Here is an 18,827-nt window from a genome sequence, read left to right as displayed (position 1 = left end):
TCAGGGCTAAAAACTACGCTTGTAACTGTATTGCCATGCCCAGTGAGATTCCCATAACAGTTGCCATTAAGATACCACAATTTAATGGTCTTATCACGACTAGCAGAAGCAATTGTGTTGCCATTAGGACTGAAAACTACGCTTGTCACTGCATCGCTATGTTGGTTCAGAGTAGCAATGCAGTTGCCATCGAGATTCCACAACTTAATGGTCTTATCACAACTAGCAGAGGCAATTGTGTTGCCATCAGGACTGAAAACTACGCTTGTTACTGTATTTTTATGTCCTTCTAACCTGTTGTACTCTTGTACTCCATAAACTGCTTGCCATAGCGCAACTACAACCTGTATCCCAATATCAACCTTTGCCCCTTTCACTTTTTCAAATTGCAAAGTTGCTTGTAAAGCTGTTATAAGTGCCTCTAAATAATTTCCTTGACTAGAGAGTGTATACGAATGGTTAATGAGACTATAAATCAAATCTAACTCAGTGTTTTCTGCCTGGTTGTTCAGTTGCTGATTCTGGGATTCAGGTTTAGCTACAGTGTTAATTTTAACAATACCAAGTTCTTTTACTATATTAACAATTCTTTGTTTAAATGCTTCTTCAAAATTGTCTAAATCAGTTTTCGGGCAATTAATTATTTTGCTTAATAGCTGAAAAGTAATATGTTTAAGTTTTGAATTCTTAGGATTTATTTCATAAGCTCCTACAATTAAACGATCCAATTCTTCTCTAGGTTCTAAAAATTGGATAATCTCGAAAACAACAATATCTAACCTTTTCTTGTCAACAATCAAATCTAGGTTTTGCCCTAGCTTGAATGCTACCATCATTTTGAGATCGTCGTAATCTCGATAAGCATCCCGTAGTGCTAGACAAAAGTTTTCTCTTTCTTCTGGAGATAATTCTAACTTCATTATTTTTTAACTCAATTTACGTTGCTCTAAAGGAATAATAGGAAGAATAGCTGTGTAGAGTATCATCAGAATCGAGCCATAAACAGGATAATAACCAGGAAGAGATTTGAACGGTTCACCACCAATAGCTATAGCCCAAACTATAAAAGCTCCTACGGAAATAATAGTTTGTTTGATAGTTGGCTTTTGTTTTGAATCTGATGGTAATAACCGAATATAAGCAAAAGTTAAAAACAAACAAAATATAAATATTCCCCATAAAATTCCGCTTTGAGGAATATCATTATTTCCCTCTATTACTGTTTTTATGGTAATCCATATTCCCACTATTTCCGAGGGAATATATTTCATTATTTTGTCTAGATAACCATCTACATTTGATGATTGTCCTGATGCTTGTAATTCGGTTTCAACAATACGACGACTCATATTTTTAATTACTAATTAATAAAGTTTATTTGATACAAATAGATTTTCGAGCTAAATCTTTATAAATGGCACTCCATAAAATCCCCTCACGGATTGTACCAAACGATTTACAACGTTGAGCATGGTGTAATGCCACTAGTTCCCCGTTTTCATTAAAACATGGTGAACCACTAGAACCTACAGATGTTTTATTGATATACTGAACTAGTCCACTGTTAGGATAAATTCCAGTAATACCATCACAAGTAATAGAAAGCTTCATTGATTCTCCATTAGGGTGTTGTAAAATATTGATTCCATCGCTTTCAGAAAGAGCTATATGAGAACAAGGAGCAGGTTTTATTATTGTATCTTCTGAATCAAAATTTTGAGGAAAATCATCTTCAATTTGCAGTAAAACATAATCTAATACTTCTACTGGGCTAGAAGCAATAATAGGTTTTTGGGAATTCAACCGAAACGATCTTGGCGCAGTTTCTTGCCCATCTTTTAAACTAAAGCAACCAAAACTAATCTTGACATTTTTGGCATTTGTTTCTAATTTATCATTAGCATTGTGGTTGATTACATGATAATTAGTCAAGATGTATCTAGTATCAAGAAAAACTCCGGTTGCTGTAATGATTTGATTATTTGATAAATTAGGTAATTCAACTCGACATACTGATTTAGCCTGTTCAAGAATTCTCTGTAAAAAGCCAACATCATACCAATCTGGTTGTTTCTTAAAAAATTTTTCTAACTCAATTTCATCTGTTGTTTCATGCCAATCAATATCGGGACCAAAATCTCTAGGTTGAACAGTATTAGAATCTAAAATTGCTCTTTGTTTAAACTTTCTGAATACTGTTTCATAAAACTTTCTCAAGTCTCGATTATTCGGATTTCCTTCATAAGCTCCTAAAATTAGATACTCTAATTTGCCTCTGTTTTCTGCTGAATCGATGAGATTGAAAACTACAGTTTGTAATTTACCCCTGCCAGCAAATTCTTCTAAGTTCTCTCCTAGCTTGAATGCTACCATCATTTTGAGAGCGTCATAATCTCGATAAGCACTTAGTAAGGCTGTCCAAAATTTCTCTTTTTCTTGTGGAGATAAATTCATCTTGTTGGTTTTTAACAGTTTAAATTACTTAAATATACAAGATGTTACCAGATTCATATAAACAATGCAATATAACCACAAATAAAATATATTTATGTAATCTTTTGTACAAACTACTTATCTAGCTAAATTACCAAAAGCTGCACCAAATATCCTGTATTTCAATTAGCACAGTCATACTGTACGCGATCGCCCACTCCATTACCATAGACGATCGCCTTCATCATTAGTATAATCCCCTACTCAAAACAAACTCAACTGCTTTCCCACATCGCCTTGAGGCTCAACAACCGAAAGTAACTCATCTCGTTTTTTAGCAATCAACTCCAAATAATACCCACTGGAATAGGCTTCAGAATTAGTCAACCCCGTAATTCCTTGATAAAACGTCACAACATCCCCAGTATTACCCAGAACCAAAAGAGCCTTTTCACCCTTCTTGATTTTCCGAGTAACCTGTAACTGTTCCACAGGAAAATCACCAGAACGAATAACCTTGGTTAATTCCTGGTAATATTGTTCTGCCTTAGCTTTTGACAGAAGATATTGTGTCAAGTAGTTCAAAGGAAACTCCTTTTCCAGACGAGAACGGTCTCTTTTCCGCCATGAACCCTTGGTAGTAATTTTACCATCTTCATGCCAGATCATATAATTCTTAGCTCCTCTAGAGGGAACAAACATCGCTTTAGCAAGAATTTCCAACTCAATTTTGATACCAGTAGGTAAAGCATTTTGCAGCTTTTCAAATATCAGCAGAGGTTCAGAGTGGGATACATACCATGTTGGGGATCAATCAATAGGTGATCCCCATAACTAGAATCTAACTAGCTTTTTGATAATAAGCGTTGAAAAATAAGACTTTGGCGTTATTGGAAGTTGTGTAGGCATCATCTGGATTACCCCAACCAAGTTCTAAACTAATAGGGTATAAATAGCCGTCTTTGGCATAGGGTGTATCAGAAATATCGTCAGTTTCTACCCATTCACAGCGTTCTGCTAGTGCCAAGATTTCATTTGAGGTAATAAGTTTACCTTCATTACTGGTTGCCTGTACAAGTCTTAATCCATCAGTCTGGTTTAGCCATTGTTGTACAGTTTCAATGCTGGTTGCTACTGTCATCGCTGTCATACTCCTTTCGACATTTTTCTAGTAACCCCTTCTCAGTTTCCCCCAAGTGAGTTTCCCAACCTTGCTGGTAAATATGCTCAATGTCTTGCTCACTAGGACATTTACCCCGTCTTAACGCCTTTCTCCCTCTGAGAAAAGCTTCTGTATATCCTGGTCTAGTCATTTAAGGTTGGCGATCGCTAAATTTTCCCTGCTCTTTTTAATTCAGTTTCAACTAACTCAGTTATACGCTTACTCATATCCGTATTTTGTTCGGTGCAATATGCCTTAAACAGCCTACGGTAATCTTCTGGTAAGCTAACGCGGACTTGTACCATATCTGTTTTATTGACTTTCTCCTTGTTTTTATCCATAAGGGACTTCCAAGAAATAAATTATCCTGATTAACGAACCACAGAGGCGCAGAGGACACAGAGGAATAAGGGTTTGAGAGATTTTTGCATTAGGTTGTTGAGTATTTTTTTATTTGGAAGTCTCTAAGTATTTTCCTATATAGCCACTATAGCCACTAATTTCCAAAATAGCATTAGTGGCTACATAGCATTTTATTACCATTTAGCCAATAAAATATAAGAATTGTCTATATATCCACTGTAGTCAAAACTGGCTATAGTGGCTATGTTAAATATAAAGCCAATTAACGATTTATTACTGATTAATTAAGACTAGGAGTTACGCATTGACAAGAAACTTTAAATGACTGGTTTGTTGTATACGTTTGAACTGCAAATTGCGATCGCCCGGTAAATGCACAGGCTAACACTTAGTTTCTAGCTTTACAAAAAGATTACATAGCTGGAGAATATCAGCCTATAAATTTTCTCAACAAAAGCACCCACTACTAGATATAATTTTCTGTAAGTTGAAAAAAACATTAAGATTAGCGTAAAAATTACATTAAAATAAAGATTACGCTTTTATTAAACTGACTAGCTAAATACCCAAATTAGGAGGAATATATATGGCTCTCGTACCAATGCGGTTGCTTTTGGATCACGCTGCTGAACACGGTTATGGTATCCCCGCTTTTAACGTCAACAACTTAGAGCAGATTCAAGCAATCATGAAGGCTGCGGTGGAAACAGATAGCCCCGTAATCTTACAAGCTTCTCGCGGCGCTCGTAACTATGCCGGAGAAAACTTCCTCCGTCACCTGATTTTGGCTGCGGTAGAAACCTATCCTGAGATTCCCATTGTCATGCACCAAGATCATGGTAATGCTCCTTCTACCTGCTATTCAGCTATCAAGAACAACTTCACCAGCGTCATGATGGATGGTTCTTTGGAAGCTGACGCTAAAACCCCTGCCAGCTTTGAATATAACGTGAGAGTTACCAGTGAAGTTGTCAACGTTGCTCACTCTTTGGGTGTCAGTGTTGAGGGTGAATTGGGTTGTTTGGGTTCTTTAGAAACCGGCGCGGGTGAAGCTGAAGATGGTCACGGTTTTGAAGGTACTCTTGACCATTCTCAATTGTTAACAGACCCCGATGAAGCTGTTAGCTTTGTAGAAGCAACTCAAGTTGATGCTTTGGCTGTGGCTATCGGTACAAGTCATGGTGCTTACAAGTTTACCCGTAAGCCTACTGGTGAAATTTTGGCTATTAGCCGCATTGAAGAAATTCACCGCCGTTTACCTAACACCCATTTGGTAATGCACGGTTCTTCTTCTGTACCTGAAGATTTGTTGGCAATTATTAACCAATATGGTGGCGCTATTCCTGAAACCTACGGTGTACCTGTGGAAGAAATCCAAAAAGGTATTAAGAGTGGTGTTCGTAAGGTAAATATTGACACCGATAACCGTTTGGCTATTACTGCGGCTGTCCGTGAAGCTTTGGCTTCTAATCCCAAGGAATTTGATCCTCGTCACTTCCTCAAGCCTTCTATTAAATATATGCAAAAGGTTTGTGCTGACCGTTATCAACAGTTTGGTACTGCTGGTAACGCAAGCAAGATTAAGCAAGTTTCTTTAGAAGATTTTGCTGCTAAGTATGCTAAGGGTGAATTGGTAATGAGAGCGGCTGCTAAAGTTTAATTTTCTCAATCTTTTTCAGCAATAAATTAGGGTATAGCTAGGCTATACCTTTACAGAAATAAACTGGGAGACGTTACTGTTTCCCGGTTTTTTATATTAATTGTAATTATTTACAAATTCACTTGAGAATAACATCTTTGTGATTAATATGATATAGTAAAATAATGGCATAAATAAGGCTATCTGTTATGACTACCAATTTACAATCTACATTCTTGAGTAGTTATCTTTATGATCAGGATTATTATTTGTGGATAGAAACTACAGCTAAGTTATTACGTAATCGCCAACTAGAACAAGTTGATTTTGAGCATTTGATTGCAGAAATAGAGGATATGGGGAAAGAAAAACGGCGTGAATTAAAAAACCGACTCATAGTTTTACTGATGCACTTGCTTAAATATCAATTTCAACCTGAAAAACGTTCTTCTAGTTGGGTAAGTACAATTTGGGAACAGTTTTATCAAATTGAATCTTTATTGGAGGATAGTCCTAGTCTCAAACCTTATTATTTAGAACTATTTTCTGATTGTTATTTAAAAGCTGTTCGCGCTGCTAGTACGGAAACTAAATTATCTATTCAGATGTTTCCTGTTGACTCCCCTTTTCTGCCTTTAGATGTCATTAATTCTGATTTTATAATCATGCTGCTTAGTCAGGAGGAAATTTAATTTTTATTTTTCGTTCAATTAGTCTAAATTGTCGTGAGCTAAACCCAAATTTAGTTTATGTTCATTGTGTATTTTCATATATCTTCTATAATATTTGTATCAAGTCCAATCACTTGCAGCCTCACTAATTATTTGTTCCATTTCTTCCAAAGTTGTAGCTTTCATGCCTTTTCTGTGCAAAATTCCAGATAATTTTTGAATAGGTATATTGAGAGGAATAAGTTTAACTATGCCATTTTCATCAATGACAAAATCAACTTTACTCCCTGTATCTAAATTTAGATAATCCCTAATTTCTTTAGGTATAGTTACTTGCCCTTTTGTAGTAATTGTTGCGTTAGCCATTATTACTTTAACTCCTTACTTGAGTTCCTTACTTGAAAATATACTCAAAAAGGTTAAAAATTTAACTTTTTCCAAAAAACTTAATCATTGTTTTCTTCGGGAATAGGTAGTACATCCGCTTCTAAAGCAATATACCTAATCGGGCTATTGGGGAAAAAAGGCCAAAAAATAGGGGGAAGTTGAACTTTCCCCCTGTTTATTGTTGTGATGATCATTTGACCTTTGATTTTCTTTGAGTTTCTGTCTGAGCATCTGTCTTTGTTTTTTTAGTTGCCGTTTTCTCGCAGCACCACCTCGGCCTTTATCGTTTCTGCCTTCTCGACGTGGGGATTCCCAGCGTTTAAGTTGCATAGTTTTGATTGCTAAAGTTTCATCATGTAGTTCTACAGTAGCATGATTTTTGCTCTATAGCTACTGTATTTTGGATTCAGTGAGAAAATATTTCAATCTGCAAGTAATTGTTTTAATTTTGTTGAATATGACTATGTAACATCACCAAGGTTTCCGCTAATTGACTCAAGCGATTTTCTAGGTCTTGTTTGCGTCCTAAGAGTTGCCTTAATCTTTGGTGACGTGCGATCGCTATACTAACACTAGGAACTTGTTCAACTGGACAGGGACGAGACCACACTTGACCGGCTGTATCTACTCCACATAATCGGTAGTCAGTGTGTAGTGGTTTATGAGATTCTTTTTCACTACTAGCACAGATTTCTTCGACATAGTTCATGAGACGCTCTATTTCTGCATGGCGTAATGCGGCTGTTCCCACTGTTTCTGGTTCTTGGACATTAGATTCCAACCAACCGTTAATAATTGGCCCTTCTAAATAAATATCCTGAATTTGCTGTATTATTTTTTGTAGTTCTAGTTGCCAATCAGCTACTTTGTCTTGAATTTCTTGGAGCATATTCATGGCCAGTGCTGGGTTAGCGCCGTGACGATGATTGCTGAAGGATGGAGTTTTAAATTTCGGGAGAGTTGGCGTTTTTTCTCCATTTTCTTGGGCTGGAAAGGCTGAGACGGAACTATGCTGAGGAAATAAATTTGCCTCTGGAGTTTCATGAATAACTGAATCTGCGTCTAAGTTACTATGATGGGTTTGGGTTGGATTTTGGGAATTTTCTGGAGATTCCTGGGGACGGATACTAATGCGAAAGGAAAAGGAACGTTTGCTTTCTTCACCTGGTTCTGTGGTGACATCATCATTGCGAGTTTTTAAATCATGCAGCGTAGCCTCTATCCGTTTTAGCCCTGGTTTCATAAGCATATCCTAAAATTTATGGTCTTTGGCAAGAAAGAATTCAGGAGTACAGAAGGGTGTTGATTTTGGGGATACTTGATTTAACTCGTGTATTCTTCCTGATGAAACATTATATTATCAAATAATGGGGAAAATAATTTTGGTGACAGGTGCAGCCCGCTCTGGTAAAAGTGAATGGGCGGAAGATTTGGCGATAAAGTCGGAAAAAAATGTTGTCTACATTGCCACAGCTACACAAAATCCTGATGATCTAGAATGGCAAGAACGCATTCAAAAACATCAACAACGCCGTCCTCAAGATTGGATAACTCTTGCTGTCCCTGGGGAACTAACTGCTGCTTTGGCTCAATCTCAGCCGCATACTTGCCTGTTGGTGGATTCTTTAGGAACTTGGGTGGCTAATTTTCTGGAGGAGGAGGATTTAGTTTGGGAAAATACTGTGAGGGAGTTTCTGGCAATTCTGCCGTTAGTGGCTGCTGATGTCATATTTGTGGGGGAAGAAACAGGTTGGGGTGTAGTTCCAGCTTATCCTCTAGGGCGCAAATTCCGCGATCGCCTGGGCGCTTTAGTGAGACAATTAGGGACAATCTGTGAACCTGTTTATTTGGTGACGGGTGGTCATGCCTTGAATTTGAGTTTATTAGGTGTACCATTACCAGCAGCTAAATAGGGAGTTGGGGGAGTTGGGGAGTGGGGGGAGTAGGGGGAGTGGGGGGAGTAGGGGGAGTAGAGGGAGTAGGGGAAGTAGGGGAAGTAGGGGAAGTAGGGGGAATATTTCTTCCCAATGACCAATGACCAATGACCAATGACCAATGACCAATGACCAATGACAACTGACAACTGACAACTGACGCTAGAATAGGTCTTAAAGTGAAAATTCATTAATTCTAAATGTTTACCATTGACTTAAGCATCAGAAATACTGCTTTCCCCATATCAGTACAACGTAAGTCTACTGAAGATGCCGAGGCTGTTTACCAGCTAATTTTGGCGGCAATGCGTTCTGGAAATCCTGATATTGTGGAACTCAAGTGCGAAGGCAAAACAGAGAAAAAAATTGCTGTCCGTGCTAGTGAAATTTCGGGAGTCCAGATTATCCAAAAAGATAGTGCGGCTACTAGCAGTGGTAAACCACCTGGCTTTGCTGCTTTTACTGCTGAATAACACAAGGTATAAACATGACAGCAGTAGGCATTGAAGTTAATGATTTAAACTTCTTTTGGCCTAATGGGGAGCAAGTGATCAAATCTTGCTCTCTTCAAGTACCTAAAGGTGAGTTTTGGATGCTTCTGGGGACAAATGGCAGTGGTAAATCTACGCTTCTGAGATTAATAGCGGGTTTATTAGCTCCTCAATCTGGGGAAGTTAATATCTCACCTGCTGTTGGTTTTGTGTTCCAAAATCCTGATCATCAATTGGTAATGCCAACGGTTGGTGCTGATGTGGCTTTTGGGTTGGTGGCAGAAAAGTTACAACCTGCAATGGTGAAGGCTAGGGTTGAGGAAGCTTTGGGGGCGGTAAATTTATTGTCTTTACAGCGACGACCTATTTACGCGCTTTCTGGTGGACAAAAACAACGGGTAGCTATTGCTGGAGCGATCGCTCGTCATTGTGATGTTTTATTATTAGATGAACCTACTGCTTTACTAGATCCAGATAGTCAACTCGATTTAGTGGCTAGTGTCCGTAATCTCGTTAAGAGTCGTGGCATTACGGCATTATGGGTAACTCATCGCTTAGAAGAGTTAAATTACTGTGATGGTGCTTTTTTATTGGAAAAGGGTTGTTTAGTTGATTCCGGTGAAGCGGAACGTCTCAAACAGCGATTAATTCAAGTACATCAATAGTCAGGAGGTAGGGGCGCAGGGCCTGCGCCCAGTCAGGAGTTCAGGATGAAGAAGGAATAAGTAATGGGACGAAATTAATTATACTAAACACGGTTGAGACATGGACTTTTACAAAATTACGAAAAACCTAGATTTGTGGGAGTTTAGCACTGCTCATTGGTGTCAACTTAACGTAAAATCTCTATCCCGCAAAGAACTCAAGTTACCTCATTCCCAGTCTCTGACTGGGAATGAATTCTAGAAGGCTCTGCCTTCAATAATATTAGAGGCAGAGCCTCATTAACTGCATTCCTAGTCAGAGACTAGGAACGAGATGTGGTAGGGATTTGAGCTTAAGTTGACACATATCAGCTTTTGCTTTACCCCTACCCACAGAATCAAATTATTAAGCCGTGTTGAGTATACACAATTGATTTTTCTGTTCCCTGTTCCCTGTTCCCTGTTCCCTGTTCCCTGTTCCCTCTCTCAACGAGTGAATTTAATTTTGTCCGACTATTTATTTAATTAATTAATTATGAATGAAGCTTTATTTAGTGTTGAAAATCTCCGTGTAGCTTATCCTCGACGTGGTGAAGAGGTGGAAAGCTGGGCGGTTGACGATGTATCTTTTATTCTTCAGCCTGGGGAAAAAATGGGATTGGTGGGAGAGTCCGGTTGTGGAAAATCTACGATTGGACGAGCAATAATGCGTTTATTGCCTAATTCCAGTCGCACGGAAGGATTAGTTAAATTCCAGGGGCAATCTGTATTGGATTTGACACCAGCGCAAATGCAAAAGTTTCGTGGTGAAGCAGTGGCTTTGATTTTTCAAGATCCCATGACTCGCCTTGACCCGTTGATGACAATTGGCAATCATTGTATTGAAACTTTACAAGCTCATGCACCGGAGTTATCCAAACAGCAAGCGAAAGAAAAGGCTTTAGCGACTTTGGAAAAGGTGAAAATTCCCGCTAGTCGTTGGAGTCAATATCCCCATGAGTTTAGTGGGGGAATGCGTCAACGGGTAGCTATTGCTTTGGCTTTGCTGTTGAGTCCTAAATTAATTGTGGCGGATGAACCAACGACAAGTTTAGATGTGACTGTTTCTGCTCAAATTCTCCAAGAACTAACGCGATTGTGTGGGGAAGAAAACATGGGATTATTATTGATTTCCCATGATTTAGCAATGGTGGGGGAATATTGCGATCGCATTGGAGTTATGTATCAGGGTAAAATGGTGGAAATGGGGAAAACGGCAACTGTATTTGCTCATCCTCAACATGAATATACTCAATCTTTATTAAAAGCAGCTTTACATATTCAAAAGGAAGAGGGAACAGGGAACAGGGAACAGGGAACAGAAAAGGTAAATCCCATTTTAAAAATTACAGAACTTAAACAGCATTACACCATAGAACCGAATTTTATTGAACGGATATTTAAAGAAGAAGGACAAACAATTAAAGCCGTAGATGGAATTAATTTAGAATTGTATGCTGGGGAGATTTTAGGCTTAGTGGGAGAGTCTGGTTGTGGAAAAAGTACACTTTCGAGAACCATCTTACAATTGATTAGTCCCACATCGGGAAAAGTCGAATTTTTAGGACAGGAATTAACCAGGTTATCCCGTCAAGAAATCCGTTCTTCCCGTAGACAAATCCAAATGATCTTTCAAGATCCTCATGCTTGTTTAAATCCAGCTATGACGGTAGGACAAAGTATAGCAGATCCTTTATTAATTCACAATTTAGCTAATTCTGAAAAAGCGAAAGAACAGGTTTTATGGATGTTAGAAAAAGTGGGATTAACCCCCGCAGAATTATATTATCAACGTTATCCCGCCGATTTGTCTGGGGGACAACAACAACGGGTAGCCATAGCCAGAGCTTTAATTACTCGTCCCAAACTGATAATATGTGATGAACCAGTGAGTATGTTAGATGCCAGCGTGCAAACACAAGTTCTTGATTTGATGTTACAACTCAAAGCAGAATTTGATTTAACCTATTTGTTTATTACCCATGATTTGTGGTTAGCAAGATTTTTGTGCGATCGCATTGCGGTTATGAATAGTGGTAAAATAGTGGAAATAGGAGAGACTAAACAAATTTTTGCCCATCCTCAACACCCTTATACCCAAACCCTCCTAGCTGCTGCACCTTTATTAGCAAAAGCTTAACACTTATGAAGCTAATTTCATACCCACTATTTGTCAAATCGCATATATTTATCTATTTGACAAGAAGAGGTTTAAAGAGAGGTTATCCTGTAACCTTTACAACTTTTCCAACACCCTTGAAAATTTTAATTTATCTGTGTTAACCAATTACGAAAACTGCGATGATAAAGACTATAATTGATTCCTGTGGTTGTTGATTCTAAATGCAGAAATTCTCGCCATTTATCTAAAATTACCTTAACATCATATTCATCTACATCTAATCTTGCTGCTATTGTTTCCACAGATATTGATGCTGTTTCTATCAACATAGTTAATACCAAAGCAGCCATTTTCTGTTGTTTATTAGTCATTAAATTCATTTTATCTAAATGCTGTTGATAATAAGTTTGTAAATGATCACTATCAACTTGATGATTAACAGCAGTCAAAATTTCCTTAACATACATAAAATTACTTTCTTCCTCAGTAATTTGTGTTAATAATTGATGATCAATATTGTGAGTATTCAAATAATTTTGCCAATATTTTTGAATATCAAGACGATTTTGTTCCGGGTAATTTGACAAATCTAAAGATTCCCAAGGTGTTTCAATTAATAAACCTGATTTATCTTTTACAAATGGACGACGACTGAGAATAAAATAAACCTTTTCAGGAAGATAACGAGGTAAATAAAATATATTTGCACCTCTTGTTTGCTGATTCATGTTAATTTTATCACAGGCATCTATAACAATGATCAATCGTTGTTCTAAATTTAGTTTATCGCTGACTTGTTGTAATAAAGAAGACAAAAAACTACTATTTTCCGTAGTAGCATCAGGAAAATTAGATGGAAAACTTTTAATACCTTGATATTGAGCAATTTCTCGTAATTGAGTACAAATATTAGTCAAAAATTCAGCAGGATGACTTTTACCAGCTAGTTCCACATTGTAATAAAGGACTCCTGGATTTTGGCTAACATAATGAGCAAGGATAGAACTTTTGCCAATACCAGGTTCACCGATTATGGTAAAATAGCCTCGGTGACACTTATGGAGAAAGTTGTCAATAGCAGTGAAGACAAATTCACGACCGACAAAATCACGATTTTTTTCGGTAATTATTTGTCTAAATTCCGGGATATATCTAGGAATATCTGTGATAATTTTCACCTGATTTTAAGTTACTTCCAATCGGAAAAAATGCACCCGTCCTGATTCCTCCTTTGCTATAATAGTAAACCCGTCCGGAGAAAATGTACAAGAACTAATAGGACTATCAACAATAAAAGTATTGATTTCCTGACCTTGATCTAAATTCCACAGTTTGAGAGTTTTGTCTCGGGAAGCGGAAATGGCTTTTTTCCCGTCTGGACTAATTGCTAAGGTCGTTACCCAGTCTTCATGACCTTCAAAAGTATAGATTTCCTTACCTGTTTGCAAATCCCACAGTTTGAGGGTTTTGTCCCGGGAAGCGGAAATGGCTTTTTTCCCGTCTGGACTAATTGCTAAGGTCGTTACCCAGTCTTCATGACCTTCAAAAGTATAGATTTCCTTACCTGTTTGCAAATCCCACAGTTTGAGAGTATGATCATCTGAGCCGGAAATGACTGTTTTTCCGTCAGGACTGATCACTAATGCTTTGATAGGACGAGTATGACCTTCAAAGCTAAAAATTACCTGATTTGTTTGTAAATCCCAAAGCTTTAGAGTACAATCATCCGCAGCGGAAACGGCTTTTTTGCTATCTGGAGTCAGACTTACTACTCTTATAGAATTATTGTGACCTCTAGATGAAGATTCTTTACTGATGTCCAAATCCCAAAGCTTTAGAGTATAATCATCGGATGCGGAAATGGCTCTTTCCCTGTCTGGAGTGATAGCAACCCCTCTAACTTTGTCACTATGACCTGTGAGGGTACGAATTTCTTTACCTGTATCTAAATCCCACAACTTCAGGGTATGATCATCTGAACCAGAAATAGCAATTTTCCCATCTGGGGTCATGGATATAGCCCCTACAGAGCCTTTGTGACCTGTGAGGGTGCGAATTACTTCACCTGTTTGTAAGTTCCATAATTTTATGGTATGATCTAGTGAACCGGAAATGGCCTTTTTTCCATTAGAGGTAATTGCTACGGCTCTTACCCAGCTTGTGTGACCTTCTAGAGTACGAATTTCTTCACCATTCTGCAAGTTCCACAATTTTAAGTTATTATCACGAGAACCAGAAATAGCTATTTTTCCATTGGGAGTAATTGCTACGGCTCTAACTGCATCTTTGTGGCCTTTCAAAGTGTGAATGCAAGTAGCTTTTTTGTTATCTAAATCTAAATGCCAGAACTTGAGGGTATGATCATCTGAACCAGAAATGGCCATTTTTCCGTCTGAAGTGATTGCTACGGCTGTTACCCAGGAATCATGACCTTCTAAGGATAACACAGGTTTACCCGTTTCTGCATTCCACAATTTTAAAGTTTTATTACGAGAACCAGAAATGACTGTTTTCCCGTCTGGGGTAATTGCTACGGCTGTTATCCAGTCGTCATTTTCCCAATTATAAATTATCTCACCAGATTGTAAATCCCAGAGTTTCAAAATGTTATCTGAAGCACCAGAAACTGCCTTTTTACCATCTTCAGTGATAGATACTGAATTTACCCACTTTTCATGACCTGTGAAATTAGCCAATAAATTACCATTTCTGAGACTGGCCGTAATCGGACGCAACCAAAGATTACAACTCTCAGATGCACTTTTTAAGAGATTCTGAATTGGTTGCTGAGGGAAGCACTGTAATGTTCCCCATAGTTGCGCTGCTAATTGGTTTGTGTCCTGTTTTAAAATATGGCTTGATAGCAGAAGCGCACGTCTGACTAATTCCAGATTTTTGATTTCTTCTGGTTTAAGTCTACTGCTATTGTTTGGATCATCAATTAAAGCATAGTCCATAATTAAAGATTCTATGCTCAAATCAGGATGTTGAATCTTGAGAGAAATAAAATCAAAATCCATGAGAGTATTATAGTATTCATCTGCTTTTTTTTGTTTTAAAATCCTGCCAGGAAATGTTTCTAAATATATCCTACGAAATTCTGAATCTTGCGATTTTAATATTGCGGCAATTTTACCCATATTATGCCATCTTCCTTAATAGATAATCAGCTATGCTTTTTTGAACTTCTTTAAGGATTTCCCGACCAGGATGTAACTCATCTTTGTCTTTTAAAAAATCCAAAAAGCTGCGGTGATAAATACTATATTGATAGTATTTTTTACCATCTTCTAAACTTTCTTTTTCGGTTAAATATTCCACCCAATCTTTTAATACTGCTCGTACTTCATACTCCTCTTGGTCAAGAATTTCCGCAATCAACTTTGGAGAAACAATACCTATATCTACCAAGACATACAATACCTTGACTTTTATTTGATTAGCTTCTTCTTCCATTCCCATGTTTAACCAATGGAGTTGATAATAACCCTGAAGTCCTTCTGGTAGTCCTTCTAGTTGCAAATCCCTATATTTACCTTTAGCAATTCCTGGTAAAATATATTGCAAATACATGAAATTATTTTCACTTTTAGCTGCTACTGTATCCACAAAGTGAACTTGACTAATATTGCGAGATTGAATCCATTGTCTCAGATTTTCTCCATATTCCTTATCTTCTGCTATGAATAAAGGAATATATTTCTTGACATCATCATTACTCAACTGAGTATATTGATCATCTCTCAAATCCAACTCATCTGTAGGAGTATTTGGAGATAAACTTAAACGTTTTGTTTGCAGATTATAGGGTCTTCTAGTTAATAAAAAATAGACTCCTTTTGGCAGATTTTGTGGTAGACTTAATAGATTATCACGTCCCTCTTGTTCTACCTCATCTAAAGCATCAATAACAATAATTAATGGGTCGTTGTTTTGAGTTAATTTCTCACTAACTTTTTGAATTAAAGCGCTCAAATTATCGTTATCTGCATTTTGTAATGAATAACGACGAATCAATTGTTCACGAATACTGGCTAAAAACTGTTCTGGTGTCCTCCGTCCTTCCGCAAAAATATTAAAATAGCAAGGAAAACAATAGTCTTTAATCAATTTGGCTGCAATGGCACTTTTTCCCATACCAGGATCTCCAACTATGGTAAAATAACCTCTATCCTTGTTCCTGAAAAATTCTCGAACTCTCTCAAATACAAACTCACGACCGCAAAATAACTGAGTTTTTTGGTCAATTGTGGCTTTAAACTCTTTAGGGTAAACATCTAATTCCCAGACTGGATAGGGTAAATACTTATCAGATTTTGTGCGTTTAGCCACAGAAACAAAAATTTGACCAAACCGCTCTAACTCCCATAATATATTGGTATTTGCTTGGATTATACTTTTGTTTAAATCAATATTTTCACTCAGGAAATTGCGAATACTAGTTACAAATTCAAAGGGAGAATTATTACTGTAAGCGCGCCAAAAATCATCCTTAACTGTTTTTTGTTGTAACAGCTTCAAGATAGCTTCATGCTTGTAAACGCCATACTCTACAAGAGTATAAGCGTAGACTATATCAACCTCATCCGGGATTTGTGTAGGATTTAGGTTTAATTTTTGCAGGACTTTGATAACGGTCTCATTTTTCTGAGCTTGTGTAATAATCAGTTGACGAGCTTGGGGCGCGTATTCAATAATCTGGGAGACAACCGCGCTAAATTCTATTATCATAAGTTATGACCGCCGAGAATTCGCTGTTATACTTAGAGGCTGTTTTCAAAGTATTCATCATTGTCTTTTTAGACACCCTCTCAGCATTATTATTGCTGGTTGCCATAAATTATGTCAAGATGCACAGCAAATTTGAGACACCAAATCCCTGAATGATATCAGGGTAAATATTTTTACAAATAGCCAAAGTAATAAATGTCTAAAAATCCCCCTTCCAATTCTTATAAAAATAAAACCTATTCCGCAGATAAATGGCAAGAGAGAATAGGACAAGTAGCATATCGCTTTAATCGTCAATATCAAAATCAGAAATTTGTAGTCCCTGATGAAGTTCAAGAAATGCCAATATATAAAGAATGGATTAATGGCAGATTAAGTGAGAGAATAGTTTCACCATTTTGGGAAATTGCTCAACCTCAAAAAAACGAACATTGTTTAGATATTGGTTGCGGTGTCAGCTTTTTAATCTATCCCTGGAGAGATTGGCAAGCATTCTTTTATGGGCAAGAAATTAGTAATATAGCAAGAGATGGTCTTAACTCTCGTGGTTCACAATTAAATTCAAAATTATTCAAAGGTGTGGAATTGGGACCATCCCACCATTTAAATTATCCCGAAGATCAATTTGATTTAATAATTGCCACAGGCTTTAGTTGTTATTTTCCTCTAGAATATTGGCAAGCCGTTTTAGTGGAAGTCAAACGAGTATTAAAACCAGGGGGACATTTTGTATTTGATATTCTTAATTCAGAACAGCCTTTAGCAGAAGATTGGGCTGTACTAGAAACCTATTTGGGTGCGGAGGTGTTTCTCGAACCCGTCGCAGAGTGGGAAAAAACCATTAAAGCTGGGGGTGCTAAAATCGTCAAAAGACAATTAGGAGAATTATTCGAGTTGTACAAAGTCCGGTTTTAAGATAAAATTATCGAATAAATGGCCTCTTAACGCTGTATTATTTGGAAAGATTTTATCAAGAATTTTGCCCAAATAGCCGCAATGATGATCCGCCATGCCCTAGAATCTGATTTACCCGCCATTGTCGCCATTTACAACGCTGCTGTTCCTAGCCGCATGGCCACTGCTGATTTAGAACCTGTGTCTGTGGAAAGTCGTTTGGCTTGGTTTCAAGGACGAGTCCCCTCTAAGTTTCCCCTGTGGGTAATGGAAACGGAGGGTGTAATTGCTGGATGGTTAAGTTTTCAATCATTCTACGGTAGACCAGCTTACTATGCCACAGCGGAAATTAGTATTTATATTTCCCCAGATTTTCAAGGACGTGGTTTAGGAAAACAACTTTTAGAAAAAGCCATTCAGGAAAGTCCTAACTTAGGTTTAAAGACTTTAGTGAGTTTTATTTTCGCGCACAATCAACCCAGTTTAAAGTTATTTGCTTGGTTTGGTTTTCAAGCTTGGGGAAATTTACCGAAAATTGCTGATTTAGACGGAGTGGAACGGGATTTAATGATTTTGGGTTTGCGGGTGATGTAGGCATGAATTATGCTCAATTTGTTGATAATCATTAGGTGTATCAATATCAATTGCCCCCAAAGGAAAGGGAATACTAAAAACTTCGTGATAGTGGTTTCTAATTAATTTCTTTGCGCCTATATCTTCACTTAAATTTGCTAATTCTGAAAAAAAACTCTGATTAAATAAAACGGGTACACCTAATGTATTTGCATATTCACAAGCAATAATAGGTTTCTTTGTATTATAGTATTTTGAGACTAAATTATTGATAATGTCAGCCGAAAGAAATGGCTGGTCACAAACAGTAATAACTACTGCATTTATATTTTTATAATCAGTGATAATTGATGAAATTCCTCGACGAATTGAAGAACTCATTCCTAAATGCCAATCTGGATTTTCAACTATTTTAATATCAGATTCGCTAATTTGAGAACGGATATTTTCTGCATTTGCTCCCAATACTACTACTATAGGTTTGCACACCGAAGCAACTGCATTTTCAATTGTATGCCTTAGTAAGCTACTTCCTTGATAGGGTAAGAGTTGTTTCGGTCTACCCATGCGAGTTGATGCCCCTGCGGCTAAAATAATTATAGCAATATTTGATTTAGTCATTGTTCAATTTTAATTTCTTGCATCTGATTTCGAGAGTAAATTGGTTCATTGCGATCTTTTAAAAAACCCCCATTACGACTTTTAAGTATAGCTTGAATTTCTGTAATTATAGATAATGCTATT

Annotated in this window: 22 protein-coding genes; 8 read left to right on the top strand and 14 right to left on the bottom strand. The window is 37.3% G+C overall.

The features are described 5' to 3' along the window. The 7 genes from FJR37_RS20950 to FJR37_RS20920 form a co-directional block, all read right to left on the bottom strand. A partial coding sequence (locus tag FJR37_RS20950; protein WP_168467024.1) for an effector-associated domain EAD1-containing protein occupies positions 1 to 920 on the bottom strand: 920 nt, incomplete at its 3' end. A gap of 6 nt (positions 921 to 926) precedes the next feature. Then, entirely contained in the window at positions 927 to 1,349 is a 423-nt protein-coding gene (locus tag FJR37_RS20945; protein ID WP_039200207.1) for a hypothetical protein, read from the bottom strand. 25 nt (positions 1,350 to 1,374) lie between these two features. Next, positions 1,375 to 2,454, bottom strand: coding sequence for an effector-associated domain EAD1-containing protein (locus FJR37_RS20940; protein WP_039200206.1), 1,080 nt, complete (start codon positions 2,452 to 2,454; stop codon positions 1,375 to 1,377). A gap of 243 nt (positions 2,455 to 2,697) precedes the next feature. Beyond that, complete coding sequence (locus tag FJR37_RS20935) at positions 2,698 to 3,102, bottom strand: hypothetical protein (protein ID WP_235334589.1); 405 nt, start codon at positions 3,100 to 3,102, stop codon at positions 2,698 to 2,700. Between the two features lie 172 nt (positions 3,103 to 3,274). Beyond that, a complete protein-coding gene (locus FJR37_RS20930) occupies positions 3,275 to 3,574 on the bottom strand; it encodes a hypothetical protein (protein WP_039200204.1) in 300 nt (99 codons plus the stop codon). After that, on the bottom strand, positions 3,552 to 3,746 hold the full coding sequence (locus tag FJR37_RS20925; RefSeq protein ID WP_015080550.1) for a hypothetical protein: 195 nt from the start codon (positions 3,744 to 3,746) through the stop codon (positions 3,552 to 3,554). The genes FJR37_RS20930 and FJR37_RS20925 overlap by 23 nt, the downstream gene beginning before the upstream one ends. 16 nt (positions 3,747 to 3,762) lie before the next feature. Continuing rightward, positions 3,763 to 3,936: a copy number control protein gene (locus tag FJR37_RS20920; RefSeq protein ID WP_152608816.1), complete on the bottom strand. Its 174-nt coding sequence runs from the start codon at positions 3,934 to 3,936 to the stop codon at positions 3,763 to 3,765. A 608-nt stretch (positions 3,937 to 4,544) separates the two neighbouring features. Between FJR37_RS20920 and fba the strand changes: the two genes are divergently transcribed. Together fba and FJR37_RS20910 are read left to right on the top strand one after the other, a co-directional pair. Next, positions 4,545 to 5,618: a class II fructose-bisphosphate aldolase gene (gene fba, locus FJR37_RS20915; RefSeq protein WP_053540777.1), complete on the top strand. Its 1,074-nt coding sequence runs from the start codon at positions 4,545 to 4,547 to the stop codon at positions 5,616 to 5,618. A 188-nt stretch (positions 5,619 to 5,806) separates the two neighbouring features. Further along, positions 5,807 to 6,289 (top strand): DUF29 domain-containing protein, encoded by a 483-nt coding sequence (locus FJR37_RS20910; RefSeq protein WP_039200203.1) that lies wholly within the window; start codon positions 5,807 to 5,809, stop codon positions 6,287 to 6,289. Positions 6,290 to 6,388: 99 nt separating this feature from the next. Here the strand turns inward: FJR37_RS20910 and FJR37_RS20905 are convergent, their stop codons facing one another. The 3 genes from FJR37_RS20905 to FJR37_RS20895 form a co-directional block, all read right to left on the bottom strand. Continuing rightward, positions 6,389 to 6,634, bottom strand: coding sequence for an AbrB/MazE/SpoVT family DNA-binding domain-containing protein (locus FJR37_RS20905; RefSeq protein ID WP_039200202.1), 246 nt, complete (start codon positions 6,632 to 6,634; stop codon positions 6,389 to 6,391). A 144-nt stretch (positions 6,635 to 6,778) separates the two neighbouring features. After that, positions 6,779 to 6,985 (bottom strand): hypothetical protein, encoded by a 207-nt coding sequence (locus FJR37_RS20900; RefSeq protein WP_168467023.1) that lies wholly within the window; start codon positions 6,983 to 6,985, stop codon positions 6,779 to 6,781. A 112-nt stretch (positions 6,986 to 7,097) separates the two neighbouring features. Then, entirely contained in the window at positions 7,098 to 7,898 is an 801-nt protein-coding gene (locus FJR37_RS20895; protein WP_168467022.1) for a hypothetical protein, read from the bottom strand. 124 nt (positions 7,899 to 8,022) lie between these two features. Here FJR37_RS20895 and cobU point away from each other — a divergent pair, with 124 nt between their 5' ends. The 4 genes from cobU to FJR37_RS20875 all read left to right on the top strand — a co-directional run bounded on the left by cobU (position 8,023) and on the right by FJR37_RS20875 (position 11,903). Beyond that, the gene (cobU, locus tag FJR37_RS20890; RefSeq protein ID WP_168467021.1) at positions 8,023 to 8,568 is read left to right on the top strand and encodes a bifunctional adenosylcobinamide kinase/adenosylcobinamide-phosphate guanylyltransferase; all 546 of its coding nucleotides are present in this window, start codon (positions 8,023 to 8,025) and stop codon (positions 8,566 to 8,568) included. A gap of 221 nt (positions 8,569 to 8,789) precedes the next feature. Beyond that, on the top strand, positions 8,790 to 9,062 hold the full coding sequence (locus FJR37_RS20885) for a hypothetical protein (RefSeq protein WP_039204363.1): 273 nt from the start codon (positions 8,790 to 8,792) through the stop codon (positions 9,060 to 9,062). A 14-nt stretch (positions 9,063 to 9,076) separates the two neighbouring features. Beyond that, complete coding sequence (locus FJR37_RS20880; protein ID WP_039204361.1) at positions 9,077 to 9,745, top strand: ABC transporter ATP-binding protein; 669 nt, start codon at positions 9,077 to 9,079, stop codon at positions 9,743 to 9,745. Between the two features lie 514 nt (positions 9,746 to 10,259). Further along, the gene (locus FJR37_RS20875) at positions 10,260 to 11,903 is read left to right on the top strand and encodes an ABC transporter ATP-binding protein (RefSeq protein ID WP_039204360.1); all 1,644 of its coding nucleotides are present in this window, start codon (positions 10,260 to 10,262) and stop codon (positions 11,901 to 11,903) included. Positions 11,904 to 12,028: 125 nt separating this feature from the next. Here FJR37_RS20875 and FJR37_RS20870 read toward each other — a convergent pair whose 3' ends face one another. From FJR37_RS20870 to FJR37_RS20860, 3 genes are read right to left on the bottom strand one after another with little or no spacing between them, the layout of a single operon-like run. After that, a complete protein-coding gene (locus tag FJR37_RS20870; RefSeq protein WP_371416153.1) occupies positions 12,029 to 13,063 on the bottom strand; it encodes an AAA family ATPase in 1,035 nt (344 codons plus the stop codon). Between the two features lie 6 nt (positions 13,064 to 13,069). After that, a complete protein-coding gene (locus tag FJR37_RS20865) occupies positions 13,070 to 15,025 on the bottom strand; it encodes a WD40 repeat domain-containing protein (protein WP_168467020.1) in 1,956 nt (651 codons plus the stop codon). 1 nt (position 15,026) lies between these two features. After that, positions 15,027 to 16,616 (bottom strand): AAA family ATPase, encoded by a 1,590-nt coding sequence (locus FJR37_RS20860; protein WP_217355354.1) that lies wholly within the window; start codon positions 16,614 to 16,616, stop codon positions 15,027 to 15,029. A 195-nt stretch (positions 16,617 to 16,811) separates the two neighbouring features. Here FJR37_RS20860 and FJR37_RS20855 point away from each other — a divergent pair, with 195 nt between their 5' ends. Next, on the top strand, positions 16,812 to 17,531 hold the full coding sequence (locus FJR37_RS20855; RefSeq protein WP_039204588.1) for a class I SAM-dependent methyltransferase: 720 nt from the start codon (positions 16,812 to 16,814) through the stop codon (positions 17,529 to 17,531). Between the two features lie 81 nt (positions 17,532 to 17,612). Next, on the top strand, positions 17,613 to 18,104 hold the full coding sequence (locus tag FJR37_RS20850) for a GNAT family N-acetyltransferase (RefSeq protein WP_039204590.1): 492 nt from the start codon (positions 17,613 to 17,615) through the stop codon (positions 18,102 to 18,104). Here the strand turns inward: FJR37_RS20850 and FJR37_RS20845 are convergent. Beyond that, entirely contained in the window at positions 18,075 to 18,704 is a 630-nt protein-coding gene (locus FJR37_RS20845; protein ID WP_039204592.1) for an NTP transferase domain-containing protein, read from the bottom strand. The genes FJR37_RS20850 and FJR37_RS20845 overlap by 30 nt on opposite strands. Between the last annotated feature and the right edge of the window lie 123 nt (positions 18,705 to 18,827).

The sequence above is a fragment of the Aphanizomenon sp. UHCC 0183 genome (genome assembly GCF_009712065.1).
GTDB classification, from domain to species: domain Bacteria; phylum Cyanobacteriota; class Cyanobacteriia; order Cyanobacteriales; family Nostocaceae; genus Dolichospermum; species Dolichospermum heterosporum.
The sequence above is the reverse complement of the archived record's forward strand: the minus strand, read 5'-3'. Positions and strand labels throughout refer to the sequence as shown.